The following is a 20,234-nucleotide window of genomic DNA, read 5'->3' as shown; positions in this document are numbered from 1 at the left end:
CCACGAGGTTCGTCACTGTTCCAGCCACGTATCCACCCAGTTGGAAACTACCCAGCGCGGATTGCTGGAAACATTCTTCACGCGGTCGCTGGCGACGGTGATGAAACCCCATTCCGCAACATTGATGAGCGGCAAATCTGCGTCCACCATCTGCTGGAACTGATGATAGAGCGCCGTGCGCTTTTTCTCATCGATTTCGCGTGCGGCTTTGGCGATCAGCGCGTCCAGTTCGGCATTGGCATAGCCACCCTGATTGGAAAACGGCACGCCTGCCGGGATACCGCCCTCAACCAGAATTGTCGTGGATATGGCCGGATCACCACGATAAACCGTCGGCGCAATGGCCAGATCAAAATCGTGGTCAGTGTAAACTGCCTTCTGGTGCGCGGCGGAATCGTTGTTGACGATGCGTGCATCGATGCCGACCGCCGCAAGCGCCTGCCGCAGATAATCACCGAACTGTTTCGTTTCGTTGAAATAGGGCGCTGGGAGAAGCTTGAGCGTGAAGCGCGTTCCGTCCTTGCCCCGCTCGTAACCAGCCTCGTCCAGAAGCGCATTCGCTTTCGCGACGTCGAACGGATAGGGCGGCACGTCATCGGTATAGAACTGGCTGTCATAACGCGGCACAGGACCGGTCGAGGTCTTGGCGTAACCGAGGAAAATTGTCTTCACCACGAAATCGCGATCGATAGCATGGGCGATTGCCTGCCGAACCTTCAGGTTCGCCAGTTCCTTGCGGCGGTGGTTGATTTCCACCACGAGCTGGTAGGTCAACGCCTCATAGCCCTTGGAGATGACCGTGAGGCCCGGAACCTTCGAAATGCGGTCCAGATCGGCGAGCGGCACGGCGGAAAAGGCGGCGAGGTCGATTTCTTCGGCCTCCAGCGCGCCAGCCGCTGCGGCGCGATCCGGCAGCACGCGATAGACAATCTCGTCCAGATAAGGCTCACCCTTGCCCCAATAATCGTCGTTGCGTGTCAGCCGGTAATATTCGCCGGTCTTATGTTCGGCATATTTGAACGGGCCGGTGCCTACGAGCTTTTCATTGGCCGGGTTGGCCATGACGTCACTGCCCGCGAAGACATGCTTCGGCAGCACTGCCGTCAGCGCCGGCAGGGCATTGCGGATAAGCTGGAAGGGCGTCGGCTCGGAGAAATGGAAAACGGCAGTGAGGTCATCCGGCGTTTCGACCTTCTCCAGCGCCTTGAACACAACACGGCCCAGGTTTTGCAGCGGTTTCCAGATTTCCATGGCCGAGAACGCAACATCCGCCGATGTGAACGGCTTGCCGTCATGCCATTTAACGCCTTCGCGCAGACGGAACCTCACCGTCAGCCCGTCGGCGGAGCCTTCCCAGCCTGTCGCAAGTCGTGGCGCGAGACCATTTTCGCCCTCGAAGGACGCTTCCGCCAGAGGTTCGATCACCTTGCTTGCGACGAAGAAAACGCCATTGGAGGCCACGATGGCCGGGTTCAGATTACGTGGCTCTGAATCTGCGGCCACGACCAGTCGCCCGCCTTTCTGCGCTTCACCAGCCGCATTCGACCGTTGCGGCCAGACGGCGACAGCGGCCAAAGCGGTCGATCCCGCCAGAAAAGCCCTACGTGACAGAACCAGTTGAGCCATATCCATTGCCCCGCAATCACATTTTCATTTGACGACTTTTTATACCAGTCACCCGTAAATGACAGGATCAAAACCTGTTACCGGAACAATAAATATCGAAAAACACTTCGCTTTCCGGCATCTTTAACCGTCAAGTAAAAATAATATTTCAATTATTTGCTAGCTTATTATTGAAGTATTTCAACCTATGCGTTTGAATTATTTTTTCGATTAAACCCAATTTAAAGAAAATCCCCTCTTGCCAAACAGGGCTTCTTCCGTAGATCATGGTTAATTATGTGTTGTCGTATTTCGTGAGTTTCATTTCGACACGGCACGCATAGACCACTGAAGAGCAATTCATGGCTCTTATTTGAATGCATTTGTACGCCCCATTTCATTCATCTGGCGGCAAATGCCCCCTGAAAGCTGAACCCATTGGAAGAGAGGAAACAGAAATGTCTAGTTTGCTGCCCCCGCTTCATGACGGTCACGCACCGATCTATCTGCATCATGCATTCCAGGATGCGGTCGATGCTTATGAAGATTGGGCTCTGGAAACGACCGAACCGTCCGTTCAGGTCAACGGCAAGGTCACACGGATCAGTGTCATCTTCCGCCGCCTGTGGAACTGCACCGACATGGTGCCGCGCCACACGCTGGAAGCGCTGAGGGATATCGTTCCGACCGGCATCATCCATGCTGAACACTGGAAGGAAACGCCCACATTTGCAGAAGCCGCCCGCATCATGCGTGCCGCTCTGGAAGGGCGCAAGGCACGACGGCTCCCGGTCGTGTGCTGATTTCCTGAAACCATAAAGGAAACGGGCGGATTTTCCGCCCGTTTTGCATTCAACTGCTGATCCTTCGACAAGCTCAGGATGAGGTTCGACAGTTCTGGATGAAGGAAGCCGAGCCTATGCAGCCACCAGCGCTTGAGAGCCTGAATCAAAAAGCTGCATGTGTGTGCGAAAATGGTGATTTTCGAGTACCGGAGCGCAGTGTACTTTTGAGCATGGCCCCCAAAAGTTGCAGACTTTTCGGATAAGACTATGCACCAGAGAAAGCTGCATGAGCGCCGGAACGCAGACAAATTGCCATTTGCAGCCACACAGGATGGCTTTTGGAACAGGCTCTAAACAACAGGATCAAGTTTGCGGAAGCGCACGCGGGCGCTGCGTTCGATGGCGGCAACGGTCAGTTCATCCAGTGTCCAGCGGTCACGCAGCATCTGGAGAAATTCCAGTTCTTCCTGCTCCACATGCAGATCGGCAGCAGCGACTTCGACAGCCAGCGCATAGGCCGTATCGTAGAGACGTTCCGGCAGTGCTTCATGGGCAAGGTCGAGAATTTTTTCCAGGCCGTCTTCATCGGCAAGAAGCGCATAGCAATCATTGGCAATCTGCGGCAGGCGGCCGGTATCGAACCCGCGGAAAACCGGCAGGCGCGTCACCACATTGCCGATGGATTCCAGCTCGGCATCGGTCATGGTGGTGTCGGCGGCAGACGTCGTAATCATAATATAGACGAGTGCATCCTGCTGGGTGATCTTTTTCATCGGGTACTCCTGCACAACAATAGCCGGAATCAACTTCAACGGCCCAAATTGTTTTGAAAGTTAGGAAGCCGCATCCCGTTGCGCAAGGAAATTCGGTCGCAACCGTTGACGGACAGTGGTTGCCGCGCCATAGAGCAGTATGCGCCTCCCTTGCGCGCAAGTTTTCAATGAATAAACTTTCTTCACAGGATTAAACCATGACCTCGCACCGCCTTCCCGAAATCACGCTGACCCCGGAACTGACCGCGGCGGCTGCGGAAGCGAAAGCATGGCCTTTTGAAGAAGCGAAGAAAATCCTCAAGCGCTATGCAAAGACCGGCCTGCCGGAAACGGTGATTTTCGAGACCGGTTATGGCCCTTCCGGCCTGCCGCATATCGGCACGTTCGGCGAAGTGGCGCGCACCTCGATGGTGCGCCACGCCTTTCGCATCCTCACCGAAGACAAGGTCAAGACACGCCTGATCTGCTTCTCCGACGATCTCGACGGCATGCGCAAGATCCCGGACAACGTGCCGGACAAGGCAGCCCTTGAACCCTATCTGCAGATGCCGCTTTCCGCCGTTCCGAACCCGTTCGGTGGCGACTACAAGAGCTTTGCGGACCATAACAACGCCATGCTGTGCCGCTTCCTCGACACTTTCGGCTTCGATTATGAATTCGCCAGCGCGACGGAATATTACCAGTCCGGCAAGTTCGACGCCGTGCTTCTCAAGGCTGTCGAGCGCTATGACGACATCATGAAGGTGATGCTGCCGACGCTCGGCGAAGAGCGTCAGGCGACCTACAGCCCGTTCCTGCCGATCTCGCCGAAGTCCGGTCGCGTGCTTTACGTGCCGATGAAGAGCGTGGATGCCAAGGCTGGCACCATCACGTTCGACGATGAGGACGGCGTTGAAACCACGCTATCCGTCACAGGCGGCAAGGTGAAGCTGCAATGGAAGCCGGATTTCGGCATGCGCTGGGCAGCGCTCGGCGTCGATTTCGAAATGTTCGGCAAGGACCACCAGACCAATGCGGGTGTTTATGACCGCATCTGCGAAATCCTCGGCGGTCGCGCGCCGGAACATTTCGTCTACGAACTATTCCTCGACGAGCTGGGCCAGAAGATTTCCAAGTCCAAGGGCAACGGCATTTCCATCGATGAATGGCTAGCCTATGCGCCGACTGAAAGCCTTGCGCTTTACAATTTTCAGAAGCCGAAGACCGCCAAGCGGCTTTACTTCGATGTCATCCCGAAGGCGGTGGACGAATATTTCACCTATCTCTCGGCCTATGAGCGTCAGGAATGGAAGGACCGGCTGAACAATCCGGTCTGGCACATTCATTACGGCAACCCGCCGAAGGTGAACCTGCCAGTCACTTTCGCGCTGATGCTCAATCTGGTCAGCGCATCGAATGCCGAAAATCCGGCTGTGCTGTGGGGTTTTATCTCGCGCCACGTGCCGGGCGTTACGCCGGAAAACAATCCGGAACTCGACGCGCTCGTCGGCTATGCGATCCGTTACTTCAACGATTTCGTGAAGCCGACCAAGCAGTTCCGCGCGCCGGACGATGTGGAACGCGCAGCGCTCGAAGCGCTGGATGCGAAGCTCGCAACGCTGCCTGCCGGCACCGATGGCAACGACATCCAGAATGCCATTCTCGACGTTGCCCGCGCCATTGAGCGTTATCAGGACCACACCAAGAAGAGCCCGGAAGGCGGTCCCGGCGTTTCGGTTTCCTTCTTCCAGATGCTCTATGAAGTGCTGATCGGTCAGGAACGCGGACCGCGCTTCGGCTCCTTCGTCGCGCTTTACGGCATCGACGAAACCCGCGCGCTGATCAAAAAGGCGCTGGCTGGCGAACTGGCCTAAGTGCCCAGACACTACAGGAAACAGCCCCGGTTTTCCGGGGCTTTTTTCATTGGATGACCGACATTGCCCTGGGTCACATATACCCATGCGCTGAGAAAGCGCCTGATCTGTGGGCTCTGCGCGGTTTCAATACCCTCCGCCGCCCAGCTGCTATCTATCACTCGACCCCAATATGCCTGGGATGATGAGCAACGACGCTTCCTATGCTGAACCAATCCTGTTGATGAGCCATGGTGGCACTCCCGGTCACCTATTCACTTTTGCGCTCCGGCGCCGGAGTATTTCAAAGTAAGTTTAAATATACTCTTGATTGTCATTTTCGACTTTTATTGTATTAACATATGTTAAGCTGGAATAATCTCTATTAAATAATGACACCGGAATATAAACCAAAGATTATTTGGTAATCCCACCATCATCTGTGATAGGATGTATGGATAATATCCAATCTTCACACACAGTGCGAGCATCCCTTTACTCCATCGAATGCTAGATTCGATGGACATTCGGAACTGTCGAGAAGACCTCCGGCGATTGAAGAAACGGAGCCTGCAGTGTCAACCGAGTTTGAAAAGATACGGCGCACAGTGCGCAGACGTCGGACCATGATCATCGTGGCCAAACATACGCTCGTGCGGACATCCATCGTGAAATTCCTGGAATACGAACTTGCCGATTGTAATGTCGTTGGCATGGCCTCTTTAACAGAACTGGTCAAAGCCAGCAGACGTGACATAGCTCTTATTGCGTTGGATCTGGGAGGCAGAGCGATGGATAGCTCCGCACTGCGGGAAGAGCTCCTCACCGTTGAGAGCCACTTTCAAGCGGCGTCGATTGCCCTTTTCTCTGACAAGGACGATGTTCTGCTGGAGTCACAAGCGATTAAAATGGGCGTGCGAGGGTTCTTTACGTCGTCCCTTCCGGTAGAGATCGCTCTGGCTGGCATTCGGCTGGTGCTCGCGGGAGGCATATTCTGTCCGCATCCGCAGGGCGCTCAGAGTACGATTCAAACAACGATCTCCCTCAAAGACAGATCAACGACTGAATTGACCGACGATGGAACCGATAGTGTGAACTACAGCTGGTGCCAGCCAGCCATTACCGGTTTCACACCGCGGGAAGTTGACGTTCTGACTGAGTTGCAGCGCGGTCATTCAAACAAGGTCATTGCTGAGAAGCTCAATCTTTCCGGCAATACCGTGAAGATGCACTTGCAGCATATTATGCGTAAACTACATGTTCAGAACAGAACTGAAGTCGTTCTGTTGCTTGGTGCCAAAGCGACTGCCAATGGGAGCGCCATTCAATAGGCGCAGATAATTCAGTTTTCGCGGAAAGCCCGGTGAAAACTGTCCAGCAATGGCCTGACAGCATAAAGTGCGACACTGCTTTCCCCGGTTTCTATCAGGGCCTGCACAGGCATTCCGGGGATCATTTCCACGTCTCCGGCCTGCATCAGTTCATCGTCGGTCACGCGGATCGTCGCGGCATAGTAGGGCTGCCCGGTCTGTTTATCGATAAGCCGGTCGGCCGAAACATATGTCACTTGTCCTTCCAGAAGAGGCACGCGTCGCTGATCATAGGGCAAAAGATGCACCTGAGCGTTCAAGCCGGGACGCACAAGGTTGATATCCTCGGGCCGAACATGCGCTGACACGATCATGTTGCCATCCTGCGGCACCAGATCCAGCAACGGCTCGCCTGCCCCGATAACGCCGCCCGTCGTGTGAATGCGCAAATCCATGACAATCCCGTTCTCGGGCGCCTTGATATCTGTCCGGATCAGTTGATCGTTGATTGCGCGGTATCGTTCGCTTAACAGGAAAAGCTGGTTTTCGGTCTCGCGCAGTTCCTTTGCGATCTCGTTTTGGCGATCACTCTCCAGCTTGACGAGATTGGCCTGTGCTTCATTGATCACCTGATAAGCGCGGGACATCTGAGCTATGGTCTCTCCCAGCTGTCCATCCAGATCAGCTTTCTCGCGTGCGAGATTCAATACGCTCGTTTTGCGCTCGAGTCCCTTTTTCACAAGCGGGTTTATCATGTCCAGTTGCTGGCGCGTGATCTCGATGCGGGACGACAAGGCCATTTTTTGCGCTGCCAATCCGGTTATCTCTTCCTTCACCTGCCCCATTTTCTCGTGCGTTATGGCAATTTCAGATCGATAGACGTCGCGACGGGCTTCAAATATTCTTCGTTGTCCGACGACAATGGCGTTGACGGCCGGGTTATGCGGCGCGAGTTGTTCCAGCTCCGGTGGAAACAAAAGTTGCATCTCGTTCGCCTGTTCAGCGACCAGCCGAGCCCGGCTCGCCTGTGCGTCCCACAGCTGTCCTTGAATACCGACCAGCTCCGTCCTGGGCTTTGTATCGTCCAGCTTGATCAGAATCTGACCGTTGGAAACCAAATCGCCATTGTGGACATAGATCTGCTGAACAATACCGCCTTCCAGATGCTGAATGGTCTTGCGGCTGGATTCCGCTTCGACAACACCCACAGCGACCGCCGCACTTTTAAGCGGTGCGAAAACTGCCCATATTCCGAAGCCTGCAACGAATATCAATACGAGCAGGTTTCCTGTCCAGGCCACGCCGCGCAGCCTTGGCCGTGATGTAAGCGGCGTTGGCAAAGTGTTTTTCCCAGGCAGCAATAGCGGGAAAGACGGGAGCTTCAGCTGTATTGCCCGCAAATGAGCCAGCAGCAGCGAATACTTCAACGCATTTGCTACCTTCACCGGGAGTTCGATGGGAACGAGGGTCATGACGAGGCATCCCTTACGGTCCAGTTTTCGCGGGGACGCGAAGGAAAGCATCGAAGATTTTCTCGCTATCTCCAAAAGCGCTCACCATACCGTCGCGCATCACAGCGATTTTGTCGGTCACGGGCAGAATGCCCATTCGATGCGTGATGATCACAATTGTAATTTGCCTGCACTTCATGCGCTCTATGGCGTCGAACAACAGCCGCTCACCCTCATAGTCGAGACTGGAATTCGGATCATCAAGGACCACGAGAGGAGGGTTGCCATAGGCTGCGCGCGCCAGTCCCAATTGCTGGCGTTGCGCCCGCAGAAGCAAGGCGCCACCTTCGCCGATATCGGTTTCGTATCCCTGCGGCAATCGCATGATCGTCTCATGCAGCCCGACGAGCTTGGCAGCTTCGATAACCTTACGCGGATCCGAGCTGTCGAGCCGACCGATGACATCTTTGATCGCACCGCCGAAAAGTTCAATATCCTGCGGCAGATAGCCGATATGGCGGGCATTGTCGCAATGGCGAAGCAGTGAAATATCGATGCCGCCCAGAAGAGCACATCCGCAGGTGGGCCGTGAAACGCCGGCCAGAATTCGTCCGAGAGTGGATTTTCCCGATCCTGAAGGGCCGATCAAGGCAACACAATCGCCAGGAGCAACCTGAAACGATACGCCTCGCAGAATGAACCGATCCGATGAGGGGAACCGATAGCCGACATTGTCGAGAACGAGCTGGCCTTTGGGCTCCGGTAGCAGAATGGTTCGCTTGTTGTCTCCGGGTGCAACCAGAGTGAGCATCTTATTCAGGCGGTTGAATGCGCCGCGCACGAAAGCCAGTGCCCGCCACGCGCCTATGGCGCCTTCTACAGGTGCCAGTCCACGCCCCAGCAACAGACTGGCGACAAAAATAATTCCGGGGTTGCTGTTGTTCTGGAGGACGAGCCATGTCGCGGCTCCCATCATCAAAATTTGCGTCAACGCACGCACCGATTTCGAGAATGCCTGAAGTACCTCTGTTCGACGTGCCACCCCGTCCTGAGCCGCTCTGACAGCCTCGGCATCCCGGTAAATGAGGTGAGCTGCGCCATGTTGCATCCCCATCGCGCGGATTACACCGATATATTTGAGAGCCATTGTGAAGCGGGAATAGCTTCGTGCCTGCGCAATATTTGCCTGTTCATTCAATTCGCGCGTCGTGAATTCATTCAACAAGGCCAAAAGCAGCAGACACAATGCACTGCTCAAGCCGATAAACCCGAGGAGCGGATGAACCAGAAAAAGCAGCACAAGAAAAACTGGGGCCCAGGGAATATCGAACAATAGCGCACATGATGGGGAATCCAGAAACTGACGCAAAACGGAAAGGTCACGATAATTTTCAGCGGCTGTTCCGGCATCAGTGCGCGCCGCATATTCAAATGATGCATTCATGACGACAGGACGCAATTGACGATCGAGCCAGCTGCCGATCCGGGAAAGCGCGGCGCGGCGTACGATATCGAGCAGAGACCCGACAATAACGGCTATCGCGATGATGATCGTGAGCATCAACAAAGTATCGACGCTGCGGCTCGACAGAACACGATCATAGATCTGAAGAAGATAGAGGGAGGGAGCAAGCAGAAAGATATTATAGCCGCAGCTATAGGCGAAGACCAAACCGAAGGCACCGGCACACCGACGCAAGGCAGCGACCAATGGGGTCACCGTATAGCGCGCTTGCGTAAATGCCGCTGTCATGTGTCGTCTCCGTCGAGATCTCCATTGTTATCGTAGGTTCACAATACCCATTGGCCTGTGAGGCAATGTCAGCGTATCGGCAATTCCGGGTAAAATGGGGAGCAACGATTTCAACCGTCGCTCCCAAGTCGGATTTCTCGACTACCCAGCAAAAGCCAATCGCCGATCACAGCGGCAAGTGGCTCAGATCGATATCGTGAAAATTGTCGTTAAAGCTGTCGACAAAGTTCGCGATATCGTTGGTCGTCGTAGTGGTTGTTGTGGTCGTCGTTTCCGGATTGGAGTGCACGAGCGCAGAGGAAATATCACCGCCGCGAGCCATGTTCCCATCGCCGCCGTTGCCACCGACCCCTGCAAGGATCGTTGCGTGCTGGTCGGCCAGAAGTTCGGTATATTGAACGGCACTGGTGTCCGCCTGACCGGCTGCTACATTGCCGCCGCTCGAAGAACCCAGACTGCCGTTGGAATTCGCGTCGCCGCCAGCACCGCCAGCACCATTGTTGGTGATGTTGGCGAGAAAGCCATTCGCTGCATCGGCTCCGCCGCCATCTCCGGCATGGCCTGCGTCCCAGCTGGCGTTTAACCACGGGGAATCGCCACTATGCACATCAACGGCTGCGCCTGTTACGTTTTGCGTATTGGCCACGACTGCACTTGGATTGTAATTGATATTCCCAAAATTATAGCCATCAGCACCGTTACCGGCATTAGCGTCGCCTGCATAAACGTCACTGAGATGGATTGTGTCGGAAACTCTCGGAATAGGCATTGTTTAATTCCTCCCTGTTGAGCCCCAGCCCTGTTTCGGATTGAACATCAGTCTTGGTGGTCGGCATTCCCAGATAAGAGATTGGCAAAATCGCGTTACCGACCGCGTTCCAAAGAGTGCGCGTGTTGATGTTGCGGGACTAGCTAGAAATTCGGGTACCTACTTTAGGGTGGGCCAGACCGGAATGTATCAAGCGTGAAGAAGGCCAAGAATGTCGTTTGCAAGAAGCGCATCATGGCTTGTGTCGGTCAGATTATCGTAGCCGCCTGAACCACCGATACCGGCAATCTGTAAAGCATGCTGATCGACAAGCAGATGGTCTATCTGCTGGGCATCAGCGGTTCCGCCAGCGGGAACTGCAATATTGATCGGGTGGAAATACCCGATATTCACGTCCACCATACTGCCCAGGGAAACACCGTCACCACCGCTTCCTGCAGCTGTATTGCCGGTGAAAATTGTGTCCGAGGCCATGTTGAAGCCGCCGCCATTACCGCCGATCCCGGCAATCTGCGTGCCGCCCTGATCGAAAATCACGTTGTTTGTCTGGTGCGCCTCTGCATTGCCGCCAGCGGCAGCGACAGCGATATTGATGGGGGAGAAGATCGCCACGTTCACATCGATCATGGTGCCGGCAAAAACACCCGCGCCACCATGACCCGCATAATTATCACCGGTGAAATAATAGGAATTTCCAGCGTCTGTATGTATCGGAGAGGCCGAAACGGACCCGGCGGCATTATGGTCTCCACCCGAGCCTCCAATACCCGCCATCTGGTCCGCGCCTTGCAGGAAGGCAGCGTTGTTGGTCTGGTTGGCAGACGCTACGGAATTGGATCCGCCTGCAACCGCAGCATTGACGGGAGCAAAAACCGCGACGTCAGAGCTGACAAGTCCCCCGAAGAAAACCCCGGCGCCACCGCTTCCTGCATGATTGGAGGTCGCGCCTTCTGTACCTCCGATCACGGCGTTGCCGTTTCCGCCGTCTCCCCCCATTCCAGCCATTTCAACGACATGCTGATTAATCAATGCATTGTTGAACTGGTCCGCGCCCGCCCCGGCTCCCGGACCGGCAATTGCCGTATTGGACGGAACGAACACAGCGGATGCGTCGCTGCTTATCACACCGACGCTCAGTCCCATTCCACCGCTTCCAGCGGAATTGCCAGTTGTGCCTGAAGCGACACCGAAAGGGAGCCATGTCGGCACGAGCGCCAGATGTCCGGCTGCGGTAGTTAAAGACGTACCTTGAACACCACCTGCAGTGAGGGTCTCGTTGGATATGGGACGTAGTTCATTCATCACCATTTCTCCTCGCCGGGCCCAATTCCCAATGGTGTTGAGAAATATTCGGCTCCATGGCTATTGTGCCGTCAAATGACGCAAAAGAAGAGCCGGTAATTTGTCTACATCTGTTTGGGTGTAATGCACCCTTCGGGTTCCGTGCGGGTAACTTGAGCTTATATGGATCCGCTGCTGGAAACGTGCTCTGCACGGACCATGGCTATACCGACAGCCACCATTTCACATGGCGCGCGACGGTCTGCCCACATTTCGCAAGTGAAACAATTATCTTCATTTGACTTTCTTTTTGTTTTCGATTTTCATTGTTTGGCTTTCACACTCGCAATGGCCGAACGTGTGAACAGGGGGAGGAACATGTCAGTTACGAGTGCGCATGCCCTCTTCTCGGACAGTGGCGATAACGGTGTTCGGCACCATCGCCAAAGCGACAAGCTGCGTGCTTGTCGAAGTCATCCAAACCGAGTTTGTTCAAGCGTTAAAGATCACGGTCGCGCTGCCGCATCTGCTGGCTCGCGCTCATTGAGCGCCGGGTTCGGTGTTGTGTTAAGCTGGATGAAATCCGTTGGGAAACATCCTGTTAACAGCGCCCGGATTGTCGTTGGAACTTGCATGTTTCCTGAGAAAGTGTGGAAGCGGTCCGCAGAACACGGATTGCTCATAAGGGATAAGGCACAGTCCCTGGAAGTTCATATTGAGAGGAATTGCCAATAAGCGCAATAATTCCGACGGTTGGAGGAGGCCTCGGGACATATGCTGGAATTGCGAAATATCTCGAAGACGGTTGGTGGAGCCACCCATATCCATCCGACAAGTCTGGTACTGCCTCGCGGGAGCCTGAATGTGCTGCTCGGACCGACCTTGTCCGGGAAGACCTCGCTCATGCGCCTCATGGCGGGTCTGGACAAGCCAAGTGAAGGCTCGATCCTGTTCGACGGACAGGATGTTACAGGCATGCCCGTGCAGAAGCGCAATGTGGCGATGGTCTACCAGCAGTTTATCAATTACCCGGCTCTGACGGTCTATGAAAACATTGCTTCGCCGATGCGCATCGCCGGAAAGGCACAGTCGGAGATCGACAGCGAGGTTCGCAAGGCGGCAGACCTTCTCAAGCTGACGCCTTATCTGGACCGCACACCGCTTAACCTCTCCGGCGGACAGCAACAGCGCACTGCGATTGCCCGGGCCATTGTGAAAAAGGCCAATCTCGTCCTCCTCGATGAACCGCTGGCCAATCTCGACTACAAGCTGCGTGAGGAACTCCGTGAAGAGCTGCCGCGCATCTTTGCCGAATCCGGTGCGATCTTTGTTTACGCAACAACCGAACCTTCGGAAGCACTGCTGCTCGGCGGCAATACGGCGGCACTTTCAGAAGGCCGCATCACGCAGTTCGGGCGCACAATCGATGTCTATCGCCGCCCGCTCGACCTCGTCACGGCACGAACATTTGCCGACCCGCCCCTGAACACAGCACGCATGGTCAAGTCGGGGGATCGTTTCCTGCGCGCCGACCGCCCGGCCATTGCCGTACCAAGCCAATTGGCTGATATAAGCGACGGTCCACTGACGATCGCGTTTCAGCCACATCATCTGCTGGTCCGTCCGGCGGAAAACGCTACGGTTCCCATTCGGGCCCGCACGCTGGTATCCGAGATCGCAGGATCGGAAAGCTTTATCCATCTCGATTACGAAGGCGACCGCTGGGTCATGCTGGCGCACGGTATCCAGATCGTCGAGCCTGACCGCGAAATCGAGGTCTACCTCGACACGCGACACCTGATGGCATTCGATGAAACTGGCCGCGCGGTTGGCCGCACGGTTGGTTTGGCGGCATAGGAGGGCGACGATGGCACGTATCACTCTCGATCATATCCGCCACGCTTATAATGCGAAGGCGCAAGCCGCAGGCGAATACGCTCTCAACATGGTCAATTACGAGTGGGAGGACGGCAGCGCCTACGCGCTGCTCGGCCCGTCCGGTTGCGGCAAGACAACCCTGCTCAACATCATTTCCGGCCTGCTGCAACCGACTGAGGGGCGCATCCTTTTCGACGGGCAGGACGTAACCGGCCTTGCCACCGAAGACCGCAACATTGCGCAGGTCTTTCAGTTTCCCGTCGTCTACGACACGATGACCGTGTTCGACAATCTGGCCTTTCCGTTGCGCAACCGACGGATGCCGGAAGCGGAAGTGGAACGTCGCGTCAAGGATATTCTGGAAATGACCGATCTCGGCGGCATTGCCGGGCGACGCGCACGCGGACTGACGGCAGATCAGAAACAGAAGATTTCGCTCGGTCGGGGACTGGTACGCGCGAATGTGAACGCAATCCTGTTCGATGAACCCCTGACGGTTATCGATCCGCATATGAAATGGGTGCTGCGCTCGCAGCTGAAACGCTTGCACCGCCAATCGGGTTTCACGATGGTCTATGTCACACATGACCAGACGGAGGCGCTGACATTCGCCGACAAGGTCGTGGTGATGCATAACGGAGAAATCGTGCAGATCGGCACGCCTGCCGAACTGTTCGAGCGCCCGAAGCATACATTCGTTGGCTATTTCATCGGCTCGCCGGGTATGAACCTCATGCCAGCACGGATCGACGGCCAGACTGCCACAGTCGGCGCGCAGGCCATTCCACTGCCCGGCATACCGCAGATTGGCGATGCAAAAAGCATCGAACTGGGCATCCGGCCGGAATTTGTCAGGCTCGGTCGCGAAGGCCTGCCAATCCACATCGACAAGATCGAGGATATCGGGCGCTACCGCATCGTGCGGGCAGGCTTCGAGGGGCAGAAACTCGCCGTCGTGATCGGCGAGGACGACGAGATACCAGCCGAACCGCGCGTGACCTTCGATCCGAAAGCAATCGGCATATTCGCGGATTCCTGGCGCGTGGGAATGGAGGGCTGACCATGGAAAAAAGCTGGAATAACAAAGCCTGGTTCCTGGTCCTGCCGGTGCTGGTGCTGGTCGCCTTTTCCGCCGTCATTCCGCTGATGACGGTGGTGAACTATTCGGTGCAGGATACGTTCGGCAACAACCAGTTCTTCTGGGCCGGGACGGACTGGTTCGAGCAAATTCTTCACTCCGGTCGTTTCTGGGATGCGCTCTGGCGCAATCTCATTTTCTCGTTCATCGTCCTCGCGATCCAGATACCGCTCGGCATCCTGATTGCGCTCAACATGCCGAAAAAGGGCTTCTGGGTCCCCGTCTGTCTGGTCACCATGGCATTGCCCCTGCTGATCCCGTGGAACGTGGTCGGCACGATCTGGCAGGTTTTCGGACGCAGCGACATCGGCCTGCTCGGCTACTACGCCAACTGGCTGGGGCTGGACTACAACTATGTCAACGATCCGTTCGACGCCTGGGTGACGATCATCATCATGGACGTATGGCACTGGACCAGCCTCGTGGTGCTGTTGTGCTATGCAAGTCTCGTATCCATTCCGGATGCCTATTATCAGGCAGCCAGGATCGACGGAGCCTCGCGGTTTTCAGTGTTCCGTTACATCCAGCTGCCGAAGATGAAGCGCGTTTTGCTGATCGCCGTCCTGCTCCGTTTCATGGACAGTTTCATGATCTATACCGAGCCCTTCGTGGTGACTGGCGGTGGACCGGGCAATTCGACAACATTTCTGTCGATCGATCTGGTCAAGATGGCGCTGGGTCAGTTCGATCTTGGACCGGCGGCGGCGATGTCGTTGATCTACTTCCTCATCATCCTGCTGCTGTCATGGGTGTTCTACACCGTCATGACCAGTCACGATCAGGAGGTGTGAGATGAACGCCATACAGGGAACTTCCGTGGGCAGTGCACCTGCAATTGCACCGGTCTCAAACGCCGTCCGACAAAAATCGAGCAGACGTGAGAGGTCGCGGTTCGGCTGGCTGATACCGACAATCTACATCGTTCTGCTTCTGATACCGATCTATTGGCTCATCAATATGAGCTTCAAGACCAATCAGGAAATCCTGACGTCGCTGACGCTCTTTCCGCATGAGCCAACATTGCAGAACTATCGCGCCATCTTCACCGACTCCGCCTGGTATTCGGGTTATATCAACTCGATCATCTATGTGGTCATGAACATGGTGATTTCGGTTTCGGTGGCGCTGCCTGCAGCCTATGCCTTCTCGCGCTACCGGTTTCTGGGCGACAAACACCTGTTCTTCTGGCTCCTGACCAACCGCATGGCGCCTCCGGCGGTGTTCGCCCTGCCGTTCTTCCAGCTCTATTCGGCATTCGGGCTCATCGATACACATATCGCGGTCGCACTGGCGCATTGTCTGTTCAATGTGCCGCTGGCGGTGTGGATTCTGGAAGGCTTCATGTCGGGCGTACCGAAGGAAATCGACGAGACAGCCTATATCGACGGCTATTCGTTTCCAAAGTTCTTCGTGAAGATCTTCATGCCCCTGATCGCATCCGGCATCGGCGTGGCAGCCTTCTTCTGCTTCATGTTCTCATGGGTGGAATTGCTCATCGCCCGCACGCTCACGACGACAGACGCGAAACCCATTGCAGCCACGATGACACGCACCGTTTCTGCTGCCGGTATGGACTGGGGGCTGCTCGCTGCGGCGGGTGTTCTGACGCTGATACCCGGTGCGTTGGTGATCTGGTTTGTTCGCAATTACATCGCCAAGGGCTTTGCCCTGGGGAGGGTATGACGATGTTTCATATACCCGACTTCTCATGGATGGCCTGGACCTGGCAGACGGCGGCGTTTTTCTGCGCCATAGCATTTCTGCTGCTGGGCATGGGCGTGTGGGAATATATCTCGCCCGGCGGCTCGCCGCGCAATGGTATCCTGCGCTTCGAGACAACACGCGGCGACCGCCTGTTTATCTCGCTGCTCGGCAGCGCATTCATCAATCTGGCATGGCTCGGGCTGGTTGGTCCGAACCTCTGGTGGGCTCTTGCCATTTCAGTGGTCTACGCCATCGGCGTATTCCGCTTTGTGTGAGAAATCCGGAGCGGAAGGTTTCCGCTCCGCGCAAAATGGGCTCGGGGGACAAACCGCGCCCGGAAGTCGATATGCAATGCACTCGCAAGCTTTGGGAGGATCAACATGCGACGGCATCTAATGACGACTACAGCACTTATCGTGCTGGCAATGACAGGGGCAGCTTCAGCGGGAATGGATGAGGCGAAGCAATTTCTCGACAAGGAAATTGGCGACCTTTCATCCCTGTCGCGCGCCGATCAGGAAAAGGAAATGCAGTGGTTCATCGATGCGGCCAAGCCTTTCCAGGGCATGGATATCAAGGTCGTTTCGGAATCGCTGACCACCCATGATTATGAATCGAAGGTGCTGGCGCCCGCATTTACCGCCATCACCGGCATCAAGGTCACGCATGACCTTATTCAGGAAGGCGACGTCGTCGAAAAAATTCAGACCCAGATGCAGACCGGCCAGAATCTTTATGACGGCTGGGTCAACGACTCCGATCTGATCGGCACGCACTGGCGCTATCAGCAGGTCCGCAACCTCACCGACTTCATGGCCAATGAAGGTAAGGATGTCACCAATCCGGGCCTCGATCTGGACGATTTCATCGGCAGCAAGTTCACGACGGCTCCGGACAAGAAGCTCTACCAGCTTCCCGACCAGCAGTTCGCAAACCTCTACTGGTTCCGCTACGACTGGTTCAACGACGAGAAGAACAAGGCCGACTTCAAGGCCAAGTACGGCTACGATCTTGGCGTACCCGTCAACTGGTCTGCCTATGAGGACATCGCCGAGTTCTTCACCGGTCGCGATGTCGACGGCAAAAAGGTCTACGGCCATATGGACTATGGCAAGAAGGACCCGTCTCTCGGCTGGCGCTTTACCGATGCGTGGCTTTCCATGGCTGGCAACGGTGACAAGGGACTGCCAAACGGTCTGCCGGTCGATGAATGGGGTATCAAGGTTGATGACCAGTCGCGTCCGGTCGGCTCATGCGTAGCCCGCGGCGGCGATACCAATGGACCAGCTTCGGTCTACGCCATCCAGAAATATCTCGACTGGATCAAGGCCTATGCTCCGGCAGAAGCTCAAGGCATGACCTTCTCCGAATCCGGTCCGGTTCCGTCGCAGGGCAACATCGCCCAGCAGATTTTCTGGTACACGGCTTTCACCGCCGATATGGCCAAGCCCGGCCTGCCGGTCGTGAACGAGGATGGCACGCCGAAATGGCGTGTTGCCCCCTCCCCGCATGGCGTCTACTGGAAGGACGGCATGAAGCTGGGCTATCAGGACGTGGGTTCCTGGACCCTCATGAAGTCCACCCCGGATGACCGGGCCAAGGCTGCCTGGCTCTATGCGCAGTTCGTGACGTCCAAGACGGTCGATGTGAAAAAGAGCCATGTGGGTCTGACCTTCATCCGCGACTCGTCCATCCATCATCAAAGCTTCACGGATCGGGCACCGAAGCTCGGCGGTCTGGTCGAGTTCTATCGGTCGCCGGCCCGCGTCCAGTGGTCGCCAACCGGCACCAACGTGCCTGACTATCCAAAGCTGGCTCAGCTCTGGTGGCAGGCGATCGGTGATGCATCGTCGGGTGCAAAAACGGCACAGGAAGCGATGGATTCACTTTGCGCCGAACAGGAAAAAGTTCTCTCGCGTCTGGAACGTGCGGGGGTACAGGGCGACATCGGACCGAAGCTCGCCGAGGAACATGACATCGAGTACTGGAACAAGGATGCCGTTTCCAAGGGTAACCTCGCTCCTCAGCTGAAGATCGAGAACGAAAAAGAAAAGCCGGTTACGGTCAATTACGATGAACTGGTCAAGAGCTGGCAGAAGTAAGCCTTGCGCATAAACACTGTCGGGAAATCCGTGGGATGACACGACAGGCTGAACATTGAACCGCATTGCGTACATTCATTGCGCAATGCGGTTTTCATATCAACTTGAGGACAAGAAGAAGGGCGGCAGGTAATGCCGCCCTTTTGTATTTCAATCACAATCAGCCACGCTGTGAATCGAGCTGTTCGTGGTTCTTTTCGACTTCCTGCGCCTTCAAGTAGCTTTCGATGAGAAGCTGGTAGGGAGGAAAAATCTTGGTGTAGACATTGGCCCATTCCTGCGCATCGTCACGATGCCATGTCTTCTGGAGTTCCGAAGCCACCGCAGCCGTATCCATCGGCACGACACCGGCCTGAACAACACGAGCGAGCGTGATTTCCTGCGCCATCTTGGAATAGGTACCGGATGCGTCCACCACGGCGAAAACCTTGTAACCATCCTGAACGGCACTGATTGCCGGGAAGGCCATGCAAACGCTGGTGATGGTGCCTGCGATGATCAGGGTCTTGCGGCCTGTGGCCTTCACGGCAGCAACGAAATCCGGATTGTCCCATGCGTTGATCTCGCCGCGGCGCGCTACATATTTGGCATGAGGGGCGTTCTCATGAATCTCGGGGATCAGCGGACCATTGGGGCCCTGCGGCACGGATGCCGTGGTGATGACCGGCATCTTGGTCAGCGTGGCCATCTTGGCAAGCGCGGTCGCATGATTGCGCAAAACAGGCATCGGCATGTCTGCGACGGTCTGAAACAGGCCGCTCTGATGATCGATCAGAAGCATGACAGCGTCGTTGGGGTCGATAACCGGACGCTGGCCATTAAAGTTAGCTGGGCTGCTCATTTTTTGTCTCCTTCTTCAGGCTTGGACGTATTCAGGGCCGAAAGCATTTCCGGTCCGGGGATACCCGTGGTTCATACTGACACCAGGGGAATGGATCAGGCAGGAATGGTGCCGAATTTCCCTGTTCGGAAATCCGCGAAAGCATCCTGCAATTCTTCATTTGTGTTCATGACGAAAGGGCCACGCATGGCGACAGGCTCGCCAAGCGGTTCGCCACTCAGCAGAAGGACGGTTGCGTCGCTGTCAGCCGTAATCTCGAAACTGCCACCCTTTCGGTCGAGCAGAACGAATTGCGCATCCCGTGCCGATCTGTTGCCGTTGACGGTGATCGTTCCGCGCAAGATTGCCAGGCCGGTCGTATGTTGATCGGGAAGATCAAACACAACGCTTCCGCCCTGTTTCAGGCGCAGGTCCCATAGATCAATCGGCGTGAAGGTGCGTGCCGGTCCGGCATGTCCGGCATAGTTCCCGGCTATGACACGGACAATTCCAGCTTCATCCGGCAGGGCCACGGTCGGAATATCCCGATCGAGCACCGTCTGGTAAGTGGCGGGCGCGGACTTGTCCTTGGCAGGCAGGTTGACCCAGAGCTGCACCATTTCCAGCGTGCCTCCCTGTTCGGTAAACGCCTTCGAATGGCGCTCCTCGTGCAAAATCCCGGCGGCAGCAGTCATCCATTGTACATCACCGGGACCGATCATGCCTCCGCTTCCAGTGGAATCGCGATGTTCAACTTCGCCCTGATAGACAATGGTCACGGTTTCAAAACCGCGATGGGGATGGCTGCCAACACCGCGCGGGGTTGCCGTGGGTGCAAACTGTTCCGGCCCGGCATAATCAAGATGCAAGAAGGGGCTGATGTGTTCGCCCATTGTCGCATGGGAAACCATGGAGCGAACCGGAAATCCATCACCCACCCAATGGGGCGATGAGCTGCTGTAAATGCCGATAACCTGTCTCATCTCGATCTTCCCGATTTATTTCGTTGCCTTGCGGACACTGAATTGACTGT

At 55.8% G+C, this 20,234-nt stretch carries 17 protein-coding genes; 9 read left to right on the top strand and 8 right to left on the bottom strand.

What is annotated here, in order from left to right; all coding sequences use genetic code 11:
- Positions 1–12: 12 nt before the first annotated feature.
- Positions 13–1,626 carry an ABC transporter substrate-binding protein gene (locus tag FG152_RS01265; protein WP_010659155.1) on the bottom strand — a complete coding sequence of 538 codons (1,614 nt, stop codon included), beginning with the start codon at positions 1,624–1,626 and terminating at the stop codon, positions 13–15.
- A gap of 437 nt (positions 1,627–2,063) precedes the next feature.
- Here FG152_RS01265 and FG152_RS01260 point away from each other — a divergent pair, with 437 nt between their 5' ends.
- The gene (locus FG152_RS01260) at positions 2,064–2,408 is read left to right on the top strand and encodes a BRA0787 family protein (protein WP_010659156.1); all 345 of its coding nucleotides are present in this window, start codon (positions 2,064–2,066) and stop codon (positions 2,406–2,408) included.
- Between the two features lie 332 nt (positions 2,409–2,740).
- Here FG152_RS01260 and FG152_RS01255 read toward each other — a convergent pair whose 3' ends face one another.
- Positions 2,741–3,163 (bottom strand): tellurite resistance TerB family protein, encoded by a 423-nt coding sequence (locus FG152_RS01255; protein ID WP_010659157.1) that lies wholly within the window; start codon positions 3,161–3,163, stop codon positions 2,741–2,743.
- Between the two features lie 197 nt (positions 3,164–3,360).
- On the opposite strand from FG152_RS01255, the gene FG152_RS01250 reads away from it, so the two are divergent.
- Both FG152_RS01250 and FG152_RS01245 read left to right on the top strand, forming a co-directional pair.
- Positions 3,361–5,016: a lysine--tRNA ligase gene (locus tag FG152_RS01250; protein ID WP_010659158.1), complete on the top strand. Its 1,656-nt coding sequence runs from the start codon at positions 3,361–3,363 to the stop codon at positions 5,014–5,016.
- A 605-nt stretch (positions 5,017–5,621) separates the two neighbouring features.
- Positions 5,622–6,326, top strand: a complete 705-nt coding sequence (locus tag FG152_RS01245; protein ID WP_010659159.1) for a LuxR C-terminal-related transcriptional regulator — start codon at positions 5,622–5,624, stop codon at positions 6,324–6,326.
- A gap of 11 nt (positions 6,327–6,337) precedes the next feature.
- Here FG152_RS01245 and FG152_RS01240 read toward each other — a convergent pair whose 3' ends face one another.
- From FG152_RS01240 to FG152_RS01225, 4 genes are all read right to left on the bottom strand, one after another.
- On the bottom strand, positions 6,338–7,777 hold the full coding sequence (locus tag FG152_RS01240; protein WP_010659160.1) for an HlyD family type I secretion periplasmic adaptor subunit: 1,440 nt from the start codon (positions 7,775–7,777) through the stop codon (positions 6,338–6,340).
- Between the two features lie 13 nt (positions 7,778–7,790).
- Complete coding sequence (locus FG152_RS01235) at positions 7,791–9,509, bottom strand: type I secretion system permease/ATPase (protein WP_052174248.1); 1,719 nt, start codon at positions 9,507–9,509, stop codon at positions 7,791–7,793.
- Positions 9,510–9,675: 166 nt separating this feature from the next.
- Complete coding sequence (locus FG152_RS01230) at positions 9,676–10,278, bottom strand: hypothetical protein (protein WP_010659161.1); 603 nt, start codon at positions 10,276–10,278, stop codon at positions 9,676–9,678.
- Positions 10,279–10,467: 189 nt separating this feature from the next.
- The gene (locus tag FG152_RS01225) at positions 10,468–11,580 is read right to left on the bottom strand and encodes a hypothetical protein (protein WP_010659162.1); all 1,113 of its coding nucleotides are present in this window, start codon (positions 11,578–11,580) and stop codon (positions 10,468–10,470) included.
- Between the two features lie 753 nt (positions 11,581–12,333).
- On the opposite strand from FG152_RS01225, the gene FG152_RS01220 reads away from it, so the two are divergent.
- The 6 genes from FG152_RS01220 (at position 12,334) to FG152_RS01195 (ending at position 18,381) form a co-directional block, all read left to right on the top strand.
- Positions 12,334–13,416, top strand: coding sequence for an ABC transporter ATP-binding protein (locus FG152_RS01220; RefSeq protein ID WP_010659163.1), 1,083 nt, complete (start codon positions 12,334–12,336; stop codon positions 13,414–13,416).
- 10 nt (positions 13,417–13,426) lie between these two features.
- Positions 13,427–14,497 (top strand): ABC transporter ATP-binding protein, encoded by a 1,071-nt coding sequence (locus FG152_RS01215; protein ID WP_010659164.1) that lies wholly within the window; start codon positions 13,427–13,429, stop codon positions 14,495–14,497.
- 2 nt (positions 14,498–14,499) lie between these two features.
- Complete coding sequence (locus FG152_RS01210; protein WP_010659165.1) at positions 14,500–15,366, top strand: carbohydrate ABC transporter permease; 867 nt, start codon at positions 14,500–14,502, stop codon at positions 15,364–15,366.
- A gap of 1 nt (position 15,367) precedes the next feature.
- Complete coding sequence (locus FG152_RS01205) at positions 15,368–16,258, top strand: carbohydrate ABC transporter permease (protein WP_010659166.1); 891 nt, start codon at positions 15,368–15,370, stop codon at positions 16,256–16,258.
- A gap of 2 nt (positions 16,259–16,260) precedes the next feature.
- Entirely contained in the window at positions 16,261–16,554 is a 294-nt protein-coding gene (locus FG152_RS01200) for a DUF2160 domain-containing protein (RefSeq protein ID WP_029376005.1), read from the top strand.
- A gap of 105 nt (positions 16,555–16,659) precedes the next feature.
- Positions 16,660–18,381 (top strand): ABC transporter substrate-binding protein, encoded by a 1,722-nt coding sequence (locus tag FG152_RS01195; protein WP_010659168.1) that lies wholly within the window; start codon positions 16,660–16,662, stop codon positions 18,379–18,381.
- Positions 18,382–18,541: 160 nt separating this feature from the next.
- Here FG152_RS01195 and FG152_RS01190 read toward each other — a convergent pair whose 3' ends face one another.
- Complete coding sequence (locus FG152_RS01190; protein WP_010659169.1) at positions 18,542–19,222, bottom strand: hydrolase; 681 nt, start codon at positions 19,220–19,222, stop codon at positions 18,542–18,544.
- 95 nt (positions 19,223–19,317) lie between these two features.
- Entirely contained in the window at positions 19,318–20,184 is an 867-nt protein-coding gene (locus FG152_RS01185; protein ID WP_010659170.1) for a pirin family protein, read from the bottom strand.
- Between the last annotated feature and the right edge of the window lie 50 nt (positions 20,185–20,234).

Origin of the sequence: Ochrobactrum sp. XJ1 (assembly GCF_024701725.1) — a bacterium.
GTDB classification, from domain to species: Bacteria; Pseudomonadota; Alphaproteobacteria; order Rhizobiales; family Rhizobiaceae; genus Brucella; species Brucella anthropi.
Note: the sequence above shows the minus strand (reverse complement) of the source record. Positions and strands in the feature narration are given on the sequence as shown.